Annotated in this window: 15 protein-coding genes; 12 read left to right on the forward strand and 3 right to left on the reverse strand. The window is 26.0% G+C overall.

Translation table 11 applies throughout. From position 1 onward, the window contains the following. The first annotated feature begins 76 nt into the window (after positions 1-76). Both AC4FRL_RS01950 and AC4FRL_RS01955 read left to right on the forward strand, forming a co-directional pair. Positions 77-1,243, forward strand: coding sequence for a class I SAM-dependent methyltransferase (locus AC4FRL_RS01950; protein ID WP_491138354.1), 1,167 nt, complete (start codon positions 77-79; stop codon positions 1,241-1,243). Positions 1,244-1,421: 178 nt separating this feature from the next. Next, the gene (locus AC4FRL_RS01955; protein WP_491138355.1) at positions 1,422-2,225 is read left to right on the forward strand and encodes a 5'-methylthioadenosine/adenosylhomocysteine nucleosidase; all 804 of its coding nucleotides are present in this window, start codon (positions 1,422-1,424) and stop codon (positions 2,223-2,225) included. Positions 2,226-2,280: 55 nt separating this feature from the next. Here the strand turns inward: AC4FRL_RS01955 and AC4FRL_RS01960 are convergent, their stop codons facing one another. Beyond that, positions 2,281-3,465, reverse strand: coding sequence for a class I SAM-dependent methyltransferase (locus tag AC4FRL_RS01960; protein ID WP_491138356.1), 1,185 nt, complete (start codon positions 3,463-3,465; stop codon positions 2,281-2,283). A gap of 329 nt (positions 3,466-3,794) precedes the next feature. Between AC4FRL_RS01960 and AC4FRL_RS01965 the strand changes: the two genes are divergently transcribed. The 4 genes from AC4FRL_RS01965 to hisJ all read left to right on the forward strand — a co-directional run bounded on the left by AC4FRL_RS01965 (position 3,795) and on the right by hisJ (position 7,789). Beyond that, positions 3,795-5,159, forward strand: a complete 1,365-nt coding sequence (locus tag AC4FRL_RS01965; RefSeq protein ID WP_491138357.1) for a rhodanese-like domain-containing protein — start codon at positions 3,795-3,797, stop codon at positions 5,157-5,159. 546 nt (positions 5,160-5,705) lie between these two features. After that, positions 5,706-5,945, forward strand: a complete 240-nt coding sequence (locus AC4FRL_RS01970) for a DUF1292 domain-containing protein (RefSeq protein ID WP_491138359.1) — start codon at positions 5,706-5,708, stop codon at positions 5,943-5,945. A gap of 134 nt (positions 5,946-6,079) precedes the next feature. Next, positions 6,080-6,865: an endonuclease/exonuclease/phosphatase family protein gene (locus AC4FRL_RS01975; RefSeq protein WP_491138360.1), complete on the forward strand. Its 786-nt coding sequence runs from the start codon at positions 6,080-6,082 to the stop codon at positions 6,863-6,865. A 99-nt stretch (positions 6,866-6,964) separates the two neighbouring features. After that, on the forward strand, positions 6,965-7,789 hold the full coding sequence (gene hisJ, locus AC4FRL_RS01980; RefSeq protein WP_491138362.1) for a histidinol-phosphatase HisJ: 825 nt from the start codon (positions 6,965-6,967) through the stop codon (positions 7,787-7,789). 37 nt (positions 7,790-7,826) lie between these two features. Here hisJ and AC4FRL_RS01985 read toward each other — a convergent pair whose 3' ends face one another. Together AC4FRL_RS01985 and AC4FRL_RS01990 are read right to left on the reverse strand one after the other, a co-directional pair. Further along, positions 7,827-9,329: a tetratricopeptide repeat protein gene (locus AC4FRL_RS01985; RefSeq protein ID WP_491138364.1), complete on the reverse strand. Its 1,503-nt coding sequence runs from the start codon at positions 9,327-9,329 to the stop codon at positions 7,827-7,829. A gap of 279 nt (positions 9,330-9,608) precedes the next feature. Further along, positions 9,609-11,516: an NAD(+) synthase gene (locus tag AC4FRL_RS01990; protein WP_491138366.1), complete on the reverse strand. Its 1,908-nt coding sequence runs from the start codon at positions 11,514-11,516 to the stop codon at positions 9,609-9,611. Positions 11,517-11,831: 315 nt separating this feature from the next. Here AC4FRL_RS01990 and AC4FRL_RS01995 point away from each other — a divergent pair, with 315 nt between their 5' ends. The 6 genes from AC4FRL_RS01995 (at position 11,832) to AC4FRL_RS02020 (ending at position 16,969) form a co-directional block, all read left to right on the forward strand. Then, positions 11,832-12,251: an NfeD family protein gene (locus tag AC4FRL_RS01995; RefSeq protein WP_491138367.1), complete on the forward strand. Its 420-nt coding sequence runs from the start codon at positions 11,832-11,834 to the stop codon at positions 12,249-12,251. A gap of 12 nt (positions 12,252-12,263) precedes the next feature. Next, positions 12,264-13,214 (forward strand): SPFH domain-containing protein, encoded by a 951-nt coding sequence (locus tag AC4FRL_RS02000; RefSeq protein ID WP_491138368.1) that lies wholly within the window; start codon positions 12,264-12,266, stop codon positions 13,212-13,214. Positions 13,215-13,394: 180 nt separating this feature from the next. Continuing rightward, positions 13,395-14,447: an alanine racemase gene (locus AC4FRL_RS02005; protein WP_491138370.1), complete on the forward strand. Its 1,053-nt coding sequence runs from the start codon at positions 13,395-13,397 to the stop codon at positions 14,445-14,447. A 203-nt stretch (positions 14,448-14,650) separates the two neighbouring features. Next, positions 14,651-15,685 carry an RnfABCDGE type electron transport complex subunit G gene (locus AC4FRL_RS02010; RefSeq protein ID WP_491138371.1) on the forward strand — a complete coding sequence of 345 codons (1,035 nt, stop codon included), beginning with the start codon at positions 14,651-14,653 and terminating at the stop codon, positions 15,683-15,685. Positions 15,686-15,697: 12 nt separating this feature from the next. Further along, complete coding sequence (locus AC4FRL_RS02015; RefSeq protein ID WP_491138373.1) at positions 15,698-16,366, forward strand: RnfABCDGE type electron transport complex subunit E; 669 nt, start codon at positions 15,698-15,700, stop codon at positions 16,364-16,366. 27 nt (positions 16,367-16,393) lie between these two features. After that, positions 16,394-16,969: an electron transport complex protein RnfA gene (locus AC4FRL_RS02020; protein WP_491138374.1), complete on the forward strand. Its 576-nt coding sequence runs from the start codon at positions 16,394-16,396 to the stop codon at positions 16,967-16,969. Positions 16,970-16,981: the final 12 nt, after the last annotated feature.

Here is a 16,981-nt window from a genome sequence, read left to right on the forward strand (position 1 = left end):
CAAGTTAAGTTTAAGTAGTATTTAAACAAAGATAAATTTAAGCTTAACTTTAATAATATTTATAAGGTGAGTTTTAATGGATGATTTAATAAAAGCAATTGATGAAATTACAAGGGAAGAAATCATAAAACTAGTTATTAGTAATAAGGTAAAGAAGGATAATGAATATAAAAAAATAGTTTTTCAACTTAAAGAAAAAAATAAAGAAGAATTTTATCAAATAGAAAAATATACTGAAAAACAAGTTTTTCATGAAAATATAGAAAAAAAAGAGCTTAATAAAAGAGCTAAGGAGCTTTTTATTAATGATTATAAGCAATTAAATGCTTTCTCAAAGGATAAGTGCTTTGACCTTAAAGTTTCTAAAAAAGGAAAGGTTTTCTTAGGGGTTAAACAAAATAAAGAGCCTTTAAAAGAAATAAAAAAAGAACATAATAGAAAGAAAAATTACATATTAGAAGAGGGAATGATAATAGAACCTCTTATAGACCTAGGGATTTTTACTAAGGAAGGTAAAATCATAAATTCTAAGTATGATAAATATAAACAAATAAACAGATTTATAGAGATAATTGATGATGAAATAAAAAAGATAGATAAAAAAGAACTTACAATTTTAGACTTTGGTTGTGGTAAATCTTATTTAACATTTATATTATATTATTATTTTACTAAGATAAAAGAAATAAATGTTAAAATGATAGGATTAGACTTAAAAGCAGATGTAATTAAGAAATGCAATGAAATAGCTAAAAAGTATAATTATGAAAATTTATCTTTTGAGCTAGGAGATATAAATGGATTTAAGTATAATGATAAAGTTGATATGGTAATAACTTTACATGCCTGTGATACAGCTACTGACTATGCTTTATATAATGCAATAAAATGGAATAGTAAAATGATATTTTCAGTTCCATGTTGTCAACATGAATTTAATAGTCAAATAGAAAGTGAAAAATTTTCTATACTTACTAATTATGGCATAATAAAAGAAAGAGTATCTGCTCTTATGACAGATTCTGTTAGAGCAAATCTTCTTGAGGTTTTAGGATATAAAACTCAACTTTTAGAATTTATAGACATAGCACATTCTCCTAAAAATATATTAATAAGAGCAGTAAAAGGAAATGTTTCTAAAACAAAAAAAGAAAGGGCTTTAAAAGAGGTTAATAATCTTTTAGAAGAATTTAATTTAAGTCCTACATTATATAATCTTTTAAAGAAGGATAATTTAATATAGTCAAAAAACAGAGAAAATATATATTTTCTCTGTTTTTTTATTTGTTTTTATTTTTAAAATTTTATTAAAAATAAATTAAAAAATACTTGAAATTATTAAAATGTTATGTATAATTATTTGTGTAATAACGAACTATTAATTCTATTTATACTATATAGTTCGAATAAGGAGGATAAAATTGAATATATTAAAAAAACTAGGAAGTGTATTATTAGTTACAATTATTTTAAGCTTCACTTTAATTTCTTGTGGAGAAAGTAATAATTTAAAAGAAGAAAGTAAGGGTAAAAATACAATAGGAATTATAGGAGCTATGAATGAAGAACTTGAAGTTCTTCTTAAGGATATGAGCAATAAAAAGGAAGTTAAAATAAATGATTTAACTTTTTATGAAGGTGATTTATGGGGACAGCATGTTGTAGCTGTAGTTTCAGGAGTTGGAAAAGTTAATGCAGCTTCATGTACTCAAATATTAGCAAGTAATTTTAATGTAGGTTCTTTAATAAATATAGGTGTTGCTGGAGGAGTATCAAAAGATATATATCCTGGAGATATAGTTATAGGAGATACATATGTACAACATGATGTAGATGCTTCTGTTTTTGGAGATAAATTAGGACAAATTCCTAGAATGGATGTATATGATTTTAAAGCAGATGAAAAATTATTAAATTTAGCAGTAGAAGCTTCAAAAAATATTGAAGGAGTTAAGACTTATGTGGGAAGAATAGTATCTGGAGATCAGTTTATTGCAGATAGTAAAAAGGTTGAATCTTTAGAGAAAGACTTTAACGCTAAAGCTGTTGAAATGGAAAGTGCAGCTATAGCACAAGTGGCATATCTTAATAAAATACCTTTTGTTATTATTCGTTCTATATCAGATAATGCTAATAATGGAGCTCATATGGATTATAAAGAATTTATTCCTATAGGAGTTAAAAATTCAACAGCTATTTTAAAAGAAATGTTTAATAATATGTAATAATTATATTTATTAAAAAACAGCAAATATAAATAATTTGCTGTTTTTTATTTTATTAATCTTCATATAAATATTTTCTTGTCATTGGAAGAGTATTGTTTATTCCTTTTGAGAAAAGTATTTGATGTAAATCTATATCCCAGTAATGGAAAGCTGCTGCACAAGTAGCTAGATATAAATGCCACATTCTTACAAATTCTTCATCAAACATTTTTCTTACTTCATCTAAATGGTTCATATAGTTTTTGCACCATTCTTCTAAAGTTCTCATATAGTGAAGTCTTAAACTTTCAACATCTATAGTACGGAAGTTCATATCTGCTGCTATATTTAATTCTTCTCTTAAAGTTGGAAGGTATCCACCAGGGAATATGTATTTTGTTATCCATTTATTTCCTTCAGTTTCAATTAAATTAGTTATGTTATGTAATAGGAATAATCCACTTTCTTTAAGAACTGAATTTACATTTTGGAAGAATAATGGTAAGTTAGCATGACCAACATGTTCTGCCATTCCAACACTAACAACTCTATCAAATTGAAGATTTGATTTTTCTAAATTTCTGTAGTCCATTAATTTAACTTCAACTAAATCTTCAAGACCTTCTTCTTTAATTCTTTCAGTAGCTTTTTTAAATTGTTCTTCACTTAGTGTTATACCTAAAGCTTTAACTTTATAAAGTTTTGCAGCTTCTATTATTAAATATCCCCAACCACAACCTATATCAAGTAAGCTTTGGCCTTCTTTTAAATTAAGTTTTTTTAGTATGTAATGTATTTTATTCATTTGTGCATCATAAAGAGTATCTGTTGGATTTTTGAAGTATCCACAAGAGTAACTCATAGTTTTATCTAACCATAAGCTATAAAAATCATTACCTATATCATAATGATGTGCTATATCTTTTTTAGACTTCATTAAAGAAGGAGCCTTTATTTTAGATGCAATCTTAAGTACTGAGCTCTTATTCATGAAGCTATTTTTATTACGAATTATGCTTTCAAAAAACTTTTGAAGATCTCCCTCTACATCTATATCTCCTCTCATATAAGCTTCACCTATAGCTACGCTAGGGTCTGCTAAAAGTTCTTTTTTACTTGGAAAATTTTTTATTATAACCTTAAATTCAGGTTCGCCTTCCCCATATTTTATAGTTTCTCCATCCCAATATTGTAAATCAAAGGTTTTATCTGAAAGATTTTCAGCTAGTGCCTTTACTATGCTTTTGTTAATTTCCATAAAAAATCACCTCGTCATTTAATTTTATATTTTTATGATACATTATATTTTTTGAAAAATCTTTTTGAAAATACTCTTTTATAGCTTAAATTTAGTGAATCTAGGAAATTAATTATAAAATACTTTAAAATACATATGAGAATATTAAGAAAAAAATATAAAATAATAAAATAAATATATTTTATGGAAAAATTAATAAAATATTCATCTATAATAGCGTAAAAATATTAATTTAATAAAAAATACTGCTTATTTACTAAATAATATAAATTTGATATTATTTAAAGGATATTAGAGTAACAAAACTTAATAAAACTAAGGAGGAAAAGATGAGTTTATTAAAAAAACTAACAATAGGAATAGTAATAGCTTCTTTACCAATAACTTTTATAGGTTGTTCTAAAGAAAATAACAATGAAGCTAAAAATATTTCTATTAAATCTTTAAGTACAAAGGAAGTAGAAGAAAATTTAAAGGATGATTCTTGGGTTTTAGTAGACACAAGATTAAGTGATTCTTATAATGGTTGGATTCTATATAATGAAGAAAGGGGAGGGCATATTCCAAATTCTAAGGATTTCTCTGCAAATTGGATAAAAGTAGAGGCTAAGGACAAGGAAAATAGACTTAATGAAGCTTTAAAGGTTAAAGGCATAACTAAGGATAAAAATATTATCCTTTATGATGCTAATGGAGAAGATTCAAAAGTAGTTTATGATTATCTTTCTTCAAAGGGATATAACAATATATACTTTTATGATATTAAAAATTGGGCTAAGGATAAAAGCCTTCCTTTAGAAAAATATGAAGGATATGATTTATTAGTTCCAGCTAAAATATTGAAAGAAGTTGTTGAGGGGAAAAGACCAGAAAGCTTTGAAAATTGTAAAAATATAAAAATACTTGAAGCTAGTTGGGGAGATGAAAATCAAACTTATGGAAAAGGGCATATTCCAGGTAGTGTTCACATAAATACAGATACAATAGAACCACCACCAACATGGATGCTTGCAGATGATGAAGCTTTAAAAGATTTTGCCTTAAGCTATGGGCTTAAAAAAGATGATACTGTAATTCTTACAGGAGCTGAGCAAATGGCTTCTTATAGATTAGCAAGTGTTTTAAGTTATATAGGAGTTAAGGATGTAAGAGTTTTAAATGGTGGAGATAGTTCTTGGAAAAATGAAGGCTATGAATTAGAAACTAAAGTTAATCAGAAGGTTAAAGGAGATGATTTTGGTTCTGTAATTCCTGGTAATCCAAGGGTTATTATGACAATAAATGAACTTAAAGAAAGTTTAAATAAAAAAGATTTTACATTAGTTGATAATAGAACTTGGGATGAGTATATAGGAAAAAGTTCGGGATATAGTTATCATGACAAAAAAGGTCGTATAGATGGAGCTGTTTTTGCTTATGCAGGAGTAAATGGTCCAACCTCTTTAGAATATTATAGAAATGTTGATAATACAATGAGAAATGGATATGAAATAGAAAAATTGTTAGAAGGTCAAGGAATAAATTTAAATAATCATCTTGCTTTTATGTGTGGAAGTGGATGGAGAGCAGCAGAGGTTTATTCTTATGCAAAGGTAATGGGGCTTAAAAATATATCTATATATAGTGATGGATGGATAGGTTGGAGTAATGGAAATAATCCATCAGTTACAGGAGAGCCTAAAAGTAATATATGAATAAAAAAGAAAGAGTAGCAGTTTTTTTATTAAGAACAGTTCAGATTTTATTATGGATATTTGGTATTCTTATTGAATATTTAACTCATAAAAAAGCTGGTGTAATGCATCATGTATGTTATAAAAAGTATGAGTATGGAAATATTATTAGTAATTTTAAACTTAATATATTAAGTTTAATAGCTATTTTAATATTTATACTATTTTTTATTATATTTCTGCACTTAAAAAAAATAAATAAATATAATCTAAGTAAAGAAAGTATTATTACTAGTATATTTTCATTAATTTTATTTTTTGTAATAAATTTAAATTTTTTTAAAGGTCTTTTAGCTTATTATTATTTCATATTAATACAATTAATAGTGTTAATATTACAAATTTTATTTATATTATTTAAAATATTGATTTATAAAAAATAAGGTCTTAAAATAGACCTTATTTTTTATCACATTAACTCTTAAATAATATACTCGTAAATGATGATAGTATAAATAAAAAAATAAAATAAATAATATATAATAAAAAAGAAAAGGAGAAAAAAAAATGAATAACAATAATATAGTTAGTTTTAAAAATGAAAAAGGTGAAACAATTGAATATTTAATTTTAGAACAAAAATTAATATGTGGTTCTGAATATGTAGCTATGGCTCCTAAAAATCATAAGGAAGATATTGAACTTTTTAAAATTAACTTTGATAAAAATTGGAATGAAACTTTAGATTCAGTAGAATCAGAAAAGGAAATAAATATGTTTAAGCAAGTTTCAAATTTAAAATTTTAAAAATTCCATTTAATATTAAAATAAGTTCAAAGAAATTGGAATTTTGCACTATAAAAAATCATTAATTAAATATTATAATTAATTTAAAGGGAGGAAATTAATTAAGTTTTATACTTAATTATGATATTTAATTTATGAGAGATTTAAAAGTTATGACCTTTAATTTAAAATATGATTTTAAATGTGAAGATAATAATAATTGGAAAAAAAGAGTTTTAAGAATTAAAAAAATAATAGAAGAAAATTCTCCTCATATAATAGGAACTCAAGAAGGTCTTATTCATATGCTAGAAGATATTGAAAACTCTTTAAAAACTTATTCTTGGTTTGGAGAAGATAGAAGTGGATATGGAGAAGATGAGTATAATGCTATATTTTTTCTTAAAGATAAATTTGAATTTATAGAAGGAGAACAATTTTGGCTATCTAAAACTCCTAATATTAAGGGAAGCAAAGATTTTAATAGTAGTCTTCCTAGAATATGTACAAAGGTTAAATTAAAAGATAGGGAAAGTGGAATTTTATTTAATATATATAATACTCATTTAGACCATGAAAGTTTATCAGCAAGAGAAGAAGGAATTAAAATAATTTTAAAAAAAGTAGCCTCTTCTTATGTTAAAGATAAATTGCCTTTTATAATTATGGGAGATTTTAATTGTTATTTAGAAGATAATTTATTTAATATAATAAAAGATAATAAAGAGAAATTAGTTTTAAATTTATGCTACGAAAATATAGAACATAATATAAAAGGAACTTTTCATTATTTTAAAGGAGGATATGAGGGTAGAATAATAGATTATATAATTTATTCAGATGATTTTTTTATAAAATCTTTAAATATAGATGATAGAAAAATAGATGGGGGATATCCTTCAGACCATTATCCTGTTACTTGTGTTTTAACTTTAAAATAGATATATTTTCTCTTATTTAATTAATCATGTATAATATAAGATAGATTAAAAAAATTAGTTTAATATTATTTAAAAAATTTATATTATACGGAGGATAAAATGATTTTAAACACAAAAAGAGATGGACATGTTCATAGCCCTTACTGTCCTCATGGGAGCAATGATACCTTAGAGATGTATATTGATACAGCTATAAAAAATGGAATTGAGGAAATAACTTTTACAGAACATATGCCATTACCAATAGAAGACCCTTCACCAAGGAAAAATAGTGCTCTACCTTTAGAGAATTTAGAAGCTTATTTAAAAGGAATAACTTTATTAAAAGAAAAGGTAAAGGATAAGATAAAAGTAAATGTTGGTTTAGAGGTAGATTACATAGAAGGGTATGAAAAAGAAACTAAAGCTATTTTAGATAAGTATGGAAAATATTTAGATGATGCAATTCTTTCTGTACATATAGTAAAATTTGAAGGGAATTATTATCAAATAGGAAATGGTGCTGATATGATTTCAGAGCTTCTTCATAAAATAGGAGGAATGGACAAACTTTATGATTTATACTATGAAACTATGTTAAAATCAATTAAATGTGATTTAGGTAAATTTAAACCTAAAAGAATAGGACATCCTACCTTAGTTAGAAAGTATAAAAAAGATTTTCCTAAAGGGAAATATAATTTAAAGCTTCTAGATAATATTTTGAAAGAAATGAAAAAAGGTAAGTATGAAATTGATTTAAATACATCAGGACTTAGAAGAGAAAAGTGTGGAGAAATTCATCCTGAAGGAATTTTTTTAGATTTATGTTTAAAATATGATATTCCTATGGTTTTTGGTTCAGACTCTCATAGTTCAAAATACGTAGGTGCTGAATTTGAAGAGGTAGCAAAAAATCTTTTTCTAGATTCTAAAGCAATTTAAAAAAGCACAGAGAAGAATTCTTCTCTGTGCTTTTTTATTATTTACCGTATATAATTTTTTTAGTAACATCGTTATAAAACATTGTGTTTGGATAATCATCTTCGATTTCTTGAGCATATTTTCTAGCATCGGCTGTTTTACCTTCTTTATCATATATAATAGCTAAATTATATAAGCATTGTGGTGTATACATAAGGTCTTCAGCATCTGGCTTAGCTTTATAATCATCTAAATACTCTTTAAAATATTTAATTGCTTCATCATTTTTATCTAAGTTTTCATAGGAAGTTCCCATAAAGTATATTAAATGAGGTCTTAGATAAGAATTTGATGCAAAGGTATAGGCTTTTTCGAAATCTTTAATAGCATCTTCGTATTTTCCTGCTTTAAAAAGGTCAGAACCTTTTAGATAGAAGTCTTTAACACCTTCATTTTTCATAAAGTCTTCTGCTTTATTATAAGTATCTAAAACATCCTTTGGAACATTTTCTTTGTCAGTTGATGTTAATAGGGTATAAAGAGAATTTAAATCATTATTTTCCATAGCCTTATTTAATTCTTCTGAAGTTAAATTTTTAGAAGCTTCTTTCTTGTCTTCAGGTTTATTTTCAGTTGAACTTGTTGTAGAACCATTAGGATTAGCTTGTTCTGCTGTTTCAGTTGGGGCTTTACTAGCATTTGTGTGTTTTATATTTTTAGCTACGCCATAGGCAAGTAATAAAACTATTGCACCTGAAACTGCTATAGCTATATATTTAACAGGTTTCTTTTTGTTAGAATTTTTAGCATTGTTTTTTTCATTCTTAAAATTAGGTGTGCTAATAACTCTTGGTTCTTCTTCAGTATTAGAAGTATTTATATTTTTACCTTTATTTTTTTTACTACTATGTTTCTTTTGAAAATCAACCTTAGTTACATTATCAATTGTTACATTTCCAAAGCTTTCATTATTAGATTTTTTTTCTTCCTCTAAAGGTCTTTCAATTTTGATTTCTTCTAGCTTAATTTCTTTAACCTTAGGATTTTCAATGTTTACTTCTTTATTATCTACCTTTATTTTAGGTTCATCAGTTTTCTTTTCTTCTTTAATAGGTGCAACAGGTTTTATGTCTTCTATTACTATATCTTCAACAATCTCTTTTTTAACTTCTTCTTTAGGAGATTTTATTTCAGAATCTCTCTTTTCTAATTGTTTATTATATTCTTTTTGAGCTTCCTCTTGAAGTCTAGCTTTTATTTCATCCTTCATAGTTTCACTAAATATTGTGCTCATAGCTAATTTTTTTTCATCTAAATTATTAAATTTATCTAATTTAGTTCTAGCTTCCTCATTATTGTTATATTCAGCATTTATTTTCCAAGATACAATAGCATCGCTTATTCTGTTAAGCTTTTCAAGTGATCTTGCTTCTAAAGTAAGTGCTTCTTCATTATTGTAATCTTTATCAAGTACTTTTTCACATATATCTAATGCTTCTTCATAATTTCCGTTTTCAAATTGAGCTAATGCCTTTTTAAGTTTTTTATCATGTTTACTCATAGCTTTATAGCTCCTCCTTTTTTTATAATTTTTATCAAATAGGTTTCGATAAAATAATAAGTATCTGTCTAAATTCTAATTATACCTTATATATATAAAAGTTTACAATATATTTTTGGCAAAACTATGTCAATGTTCTTATTTTTTTAACAAAATAAGATATTTTTATTGAAAAAGCCCTAGAAATTGCATAAATAATATATTTTTAGAGTTCATCATTTTTTAAAAAAGACATAAAAATACCCTAGAAATAGAAATATTTCTAGGGTATTTAAAGTATTAAATTAAAAAGTCATTATATGAAGCATCAGAAGGCATTCTCCAATCTCCTCTAGGAGATAATGATATTGAACCAACCTTTGGTCCATCAGGTAAAGCAGAACGTTTAAACTGTTGTGTGAAAAATCTTCTTAAAAATTTATCTAACCATTTTTTTATGGTTTCTTCATCATAATCATCCTTAAAGGCTATTTTAGCTAAAAATAATATTCTCTCTGGACTTGAGCCATTTTTTATAAAGTTATATAAAAAGAAGTCATGAAGTTCATATGGACCAACAATATCTTCTGTTTTTTGTGATATTTTTCCTTCTTTATCTTTTGGAAGAAGTTCAGGACTTACAGGAGTATCTAAAATATCTATTAAAGCCTCTTTAGCATTTTCAGATATTTCATTATTTGCAAAATATCTAACTAAAAACTTAACTAGAGTTTTAGGAATAGAACAATTAACAGAATACATAGACATATGGTCTCCATTATAAGTACACCATCCTAAAGCAAGTTCTGATAAATCTCCAGTACCTATTAATAGTCCTCCTTCTTTATTTGCTAAATCCATAAGAATTTGAGTTCTTTCTCTTGCTTGAACATTTTCATAAGTTACATCATGAATTTCCTTATCATGGCCAATATCTTCAAAGTGTTGAAGGGAAGCTTTTACTATATTTATTTCTCTAAAATCACAATGAAGTTCTTTGCATAAAGTTACTGCATTATTGTAAGTTCTATCTGTAGTACCAAAACCTGGCATAGTTATAGTTATTATATTTTCTCTTTTTATATTTAACATATCAAAGGTTTTTACTACAACTAATAAAGCAAGTGTAGAATCTAATCCCCCTGAAATACCTATTACTGCTTTTTTTAGATTAGTGTGTTCTAATCTTTTTGCAAGAGCAGAAGCTTGAATATTTAATATTTCTTCACAACGTTCTTCCATATCAACTTTAGATTTTGGTAAAAATGGATGTTTATCAATTTTTCTATCAAAATTTTTAATTTTTATATCCTTTAATTTAAAGGGTATAAATCTAGGAGAGCTTACTTCATTAAAGCATGAGTTTCTAAAACTTATATTTTTAAGTCTTTCAGAATCTAATTTAAATAAATCAACTATGCCTATTAACAAATCATTTTCTCTTTTAAATCTATTATTTTCCTTTAATATGCTACCATTTTCAGCTATTAGCATATGACCACTAAATAATAAATCTGTAGTAGATTCAAAAACACCAGCAGAGGAATATATATAAGAACACATAGCTCTAGCACTTTGATTTGCCACTAAAGATTTTCTATAAGAACTTTTTGATACAAGTTCGTTAGAAGCTGAAAGATTACAAATAAGATTAGCTCCCATTAAGGCTAAATTAGAACTTGGAGGTATAGTAACCCAAAGGTCTTCACAAATTTCAAAACCAATCTTTAAATTATCAAAAGAGAATATTAAATCAGTTCCAAAAGGAACATCATTTTGAAAAGGAAGATTAACCTTTAAATTTTTTATATTAAATCCCTCTGTAAACCATCTTTTTTCATAAAATTCTGAGTAGTTTGGTATGTAACTTTTAGGAACTATTCCTAAGATATCTCCATTTAATATTACATATGCACAGTTATATAAAGAGTAGTTATATAAAAGGGGAGCACCAACTGCAATTAATATATCTTTATCCTTTGAAAAATCAACTAAATTTTTTAAAGCTATATTGCAGTTTTCAAGTAGTTTTTGACTAGTAAATAAATCTCCACAAGAATAAGCTGGTATGCTTAATTCTGGGAAGACTAAAACCTTAACCTCTTTATCTATAGCCTTTAAAATAATATCTTTAATTTCTTTAAGGTTGTACTTAGTATCGCTTACTTTTACTTTAGGTGAAGCTGCACCTACTTTTATGAAATCCATAATATCATCTCTCCAGTATATTTTTATCTTTATTATTTCTTTAATAGTAAAAGAATATCCTATAAATAAAGGTAAACTTAAATATATTATTTATAAGTAGAAACTTTTACTAAATAAAAGTATATATATTAAATATTAATGTTAATTTATTATAAAAGCAACTAAATATAAATAGTTATAAATAACTCTTATAAATGTTACAAATAACTTTTTAAAAAGTTTATTATAGCCCTTGAAATAAGAGTATATAAATTGTATAATAAAGTAAATATTAATAAAGAGTTAATAATTTTTTAAAAGGAGGAGGTGAAATTTTTGTTATGGCTTTGGGTAGTAGTGATTTTACTTGGGATAATTATTGATTACTTAAGTTCTGATGTTTTGTTTGTAGGTTTTTCTTTTGGGGCTTTTTTTGCATTAATACTAGCATTTTTTAGTGTAAGTGTTATTTTGCAATTTATAGTATTTTCAGCAATAACAATTCTATTTTTATTCTATGTTTCTCCTAAAATTAAAAAGATGATAAAGGTAGATAATATAGGAACAAAAACTATGGAACAATCTTATATAGGTAAAGAAGTAGTTTTAGATAAAAACTTAGAAGAATCAGCCTTAATAAAATTTGAAGGAATATACTGGACTTTTAAAAGTGTAAGTGGTCCTTTGAAAAAGGGAACAAAGGTAGAAATAGTAGGAATAGAAGGAAATAAAATTTTGGTAAAAAATAAAAATTAGGAGGGCTTATTTATGGTAACTACTATAATTGTTATAATTTTATTATTAATAGTGTTATTTGCAGCTATTTCATCTATTAAAGTTGTAAATACAGGATATGTTTATGTACTAGAGCGTTTTGGACAATTCAGTAAAATTTTAGAACCAGGTTGGCATATAGTTATTCCTTTTGCTGACTTCGTAAGAAAAAAAATCTCAACAAAACAACAAATCTTAGATATACCACCTCAATATGTTATAACTAAAGACAATGTAAAAATTGAAATTGATAATGTTATATTTTATAAGGTTTTAAATGCTAAGGATGCAGTTTATAACATAGAGGATTTTAAGTCAGGTATAATTTATTCAACTATAACAAATATGAGAAATATAGTTGGTAATATGTCTTTAGACGAAGTTTTATCAGGAAGAGATAAGATAAATCTAGAACTTTTAACTATAATAGATTCCATAACTGATGCATACGGAATAAAAATACTTTCTGTAGAAATTAAAAATATAATTCCACCAGCTGAGATTCAAGATGCTATGGAGAAACAAATGAAAGCAGAAAGAGATAAAAGAGCTACTATTTTACAAGCTGAAGGATTAAAACAAAGTGAAATAGCAAGAGCAGAAGCAGAAAAACAAGCTAAAATTTTAAGAGCAGAAGCTGAAAAGGAAGCGAATATTAGACACGCTGAAGGCTTAAAGGAATCTCAATTACTTGAAGCTGAAGGTAAGGCAAGAGCTATTGAAGAAGTTTCAAAGGCAGAAGCTTTAGCTATTGAAAGAATAAACTCTTCAATTATAGAATCAGGAACAAATGAAGTTGTAATTGCTTTAAAACAAATTGAAGCTTTAAAAGAAATGGCAACTAACCCAGCTAATAAGCTTATATTGCCTAGTGAAGCAGTTTCCTCTTTAGGTAGTATAGCTGCTATTGCTGATATGTTAAAAGATAATAAAGAGAATAAATAAATTTTATATAGTATATAATATATATGAGCCTTCAAAAGGGCTTACGTAGGCATTTAACTTGTCCTCTTACTTTTAATAAGGTAAGAGGTCTTTTTTTATAATAAAATTAATAATTTATATATTTTAAAAAAAATGTTATTATATAAAAAGATAATTTCAATTTAGAAAGAGGATTTTAAAATGAGTAATTATTTTTGGTGTGATGTAAATTTAAAAAATATAGAAAACAATATAAAGGTAATACAAGATTTAATTGGAGATAAAAATTTAATTGCAGTTATAAAGGGAGATGCCTATGGATTAGGTCTTAAAGATATTGCTAAATTTATAGAAAATAAGGTAAATATAATAGCTGTTGGAAATATAGAGGAAAGCCTAGCTTTAAAGGAAATAAAAAAAGATATTCTTATTTTGTCTCCTTTATGCACAAAGGAAGATTTTTATGATGAGAGAGAAAACTTAATTTTAACTTTAGATAATGAAGAAATTTTAAGTGAGTTAGATAAAAATATAAATAAAAGAGTACATATATATGTAGATACAGGAATGAATAGAATGGGAATAAAACCTGATAGACTAGATTCCTTTATAGAAAAAATACAAAAGGATTTTAAGAACATTAAAATAGATGGTATATATACACATTTACATAATGCTAAAGATGTTGATTATACTTTAAAGCAAATAGCACTTTTTAAATCAACTGTTGAGAAGTATAAAGATAAGGTTAGAGTTATACATTGTATGGCATCAAGTGCTATTGTAAATGATGATTTAAGAAAAGCTTGTGATTTTACTACAGGGGCTAGAGCAGGTAATGTATTATATGGATATATAGGTTTTAATAAAGGTATTAAAAAAAGTTATGAGTATTATGCAAAGCCTGTAAATACTTATAGGATATCTAAAGGACAAACAGTAGGTTATGGTTGTCTTTTTAAGGCTGATAAAGATATGGAAATTGGAATTATAGAGTGTGGAAATGTTCATGGCTTAGGTGTAAGCAGAGAAATAAAAAATAATGTTTTTTATGATATGTTTAGAATGGTTTATAGAAGGTTTAGAGAGAGAAGTCTAATCTTTAATAAGAATGTTCCTGTTAAAATTTTAGGAAAAGTTAATATGAATGTAACTATTATTTCTATGGAAAACTGCACAAAAGATTCACTTTTGAAAATAGAACTTTCTCCTATCATAGCTGACTCAAGTATAGAAAAAAGATATATTTATTAAAAGATTTAAAAACATAAGGCTATACAAATATAGCCTTATGTTTTTTTATTTTTTTGTAATATTTTAAGCTTTAATAAACTACCTTTTAATATAGAGTAAAAAAGATTAATTCAAAGGAAGTTAGAATTTATAAGGGTAAATAAATTCAAAGTAATACACTAAAGATTTTAGATTTTTAAATTGTTTATAGGGAGGGAATTTTAATGAAAGAAAATCTAAAATTAGGAATTATACTTTGTTTAATAACTTCTTTTTCAGGGGGACTTTTAGGGGTAGCTAATGAATTTACAAAGGAGGTTATTGCTCAAAATGCAAAATTAAGTCCAGAGGATTTAAAAGAAATTTTACCAGAGGCAAACAAGCTAAAAGATTTTACTTTTGAAAAGAGTGAAGAATCAAACATACAGGAAGTTTTTCAAGCAAGTAAAAACAAAGAGGATAAAGGACATATAATAAAGGTTTCACCAAAGGGATTTAATGGTCCTATAGATATGGTAGTTGCAATAAATAAAGAAAATGAAATAACAGGTGTTAAAGTTTTAGCACAGGCAGAAACACCAGGATTAGGGGCTAAGGTTTCAGAAAAAGCTTTTTATGAAAAATTTAAGGGGCTAGCTATTGATGATGACATAAAAATTGTTAAAAACTCAGCTAGCTCTAAAGGAGAAATACAAGGAATAACAGGAGCTACTATATCTTCAAATGCACTTTTAAGTGGGGTTAGAGAAGCTATTGATTTTTATAAGGAAAATATTTTAGGTGAAGACTTATCAAAAGAAAAGGTTTTAGATTTATCAAAAATAAACTTAGAAGGTGAAATGAAAGAACTTACCATTACATTACAAGAGGGAATAGATAAGGTTTATATTATATCTAAAGATGGAAGTGAAATAGGATATGCTATTGAAGGAAATGCTTTCGGAATGTATGAGGAAAAACCTATTAAATTTGCTCTTGGAATTTCAAATAATGGCATTATAACAGGGTTGCAAATAATAGACCACAATGAAACAGCCGGTTTAGGAGATTTAATAGAAGAGGAAAGTTTCTTAAATTCCTTTGTTGGAATTTCAGTTTCAGATAAGCTTGAGGTTAAAGAAAATACTCAAGAAATTGATTTAAGTACTTATGGTGAAGTTATTAATGTTGATGCAATAAGTGGAGCTACAAAGAGTTCTATGGCTGTTATAAAAGGTGTTACTAATATAATTAATTTTTATAATAGCAATTTAAAATAGGAGGGGAATATAGTGAAAGTTTTATTTGAAAGATTAAAAAATGGAATAATAAATGAAAATCCAATATTTGTTCAAGTTCTTGCTATGTGTCCTACCTTAGCAGTAACATCTAGTGTAGAAAATGCTTTAGGAATGGGAATTGCAACTACTGTAGTTTTAATTTTTTCTAATATGATAATTTCAGCTTTGAGAAAATTTATACCAAGTAAAATAAGAATTCCTGCATATATAGTTATAATTGCATCTTTTGTAACTATAGTTGATATGCTTATGAATGCTTATGTTCAATCCTTATATAAATCCTTAGGTATTTTTATACCTCTTATAGTTGTTAACTGTGTAATCTTAGGACGTGCAGAAGCTTATGCATCTAAAAATAAAGTTTTACCTTCAATTTTTGATGCACTTGGTATGGGAATAGGATTTACTATAGCTTTATTTTCTATAGGAACCTTTAGAGAACTTTTAGGAGCTGGAAGTTTCTTAGGAGAGAGAGTATTACCTGAGAGTTTTAAACCAGCTACAATTATGATATTAGCACCTGGTGCCTTCTTAACTTTAGGTTCTTTAATGACATTTTTAAATTATAGAAATATTAAAAAGGCTAGAAAAAATGGAGAAAAAGCTAAATGTTTAGAACATAATTGTAGTACTTGTTCTGGATGTGGCAAAAGTTCTTAATTTGTAAATGGTAAAGAGGTGAATTTTATGGAATTATTTCTTATATTTATAGGTGCTATGTTAGTTAATAATTTTGTTTTATCTCAATTTTTAGGGATTTGTTCTTTTATAGGAGTATCTAAAAAGAGAAGTGCTGCCGTAGGAATGGGACTTGCTGTTACCTTTGTAATGGTTTTAGCTAGTGTTATTTCTTGGATTGTATATAATTTAGTTTTAGACAAATTAAATATAACATATTTAAAGACTATAGTATTTGTTTTAGTTATAGCAGCTCTTGTACAATTTGTAGAAATGGTAGTAAAAAAATATAGTCCTGCTTTATATAAAGCTTTAGGAATATTTTTACCATTAATAACTACAAATTGTGCTGTTTTAGGAATGGCAGTTACTAATGTAGAAGAAGGCTATACTTTCCTTCAGTCTATAGTTCATGCCTTAGGGGCAGCAGGTGGCTTTATGTTAGCTATAGTTTTAATGTCTTTTTTAAGAGAAAGAATTGATGGAAATGAAAAGATACATCCTTGCTTTAGAGGCTTGCCAATAACTTTATTTACAGCAGCTCTTATGTCAATAGCTTTTTTAGGCTTTCAAGGGCTTATATAATTAAGGAGGGAC

The sequence above is a fragment of the Clostridium sp. TJA032 genome (assembly GCF_058310275.1).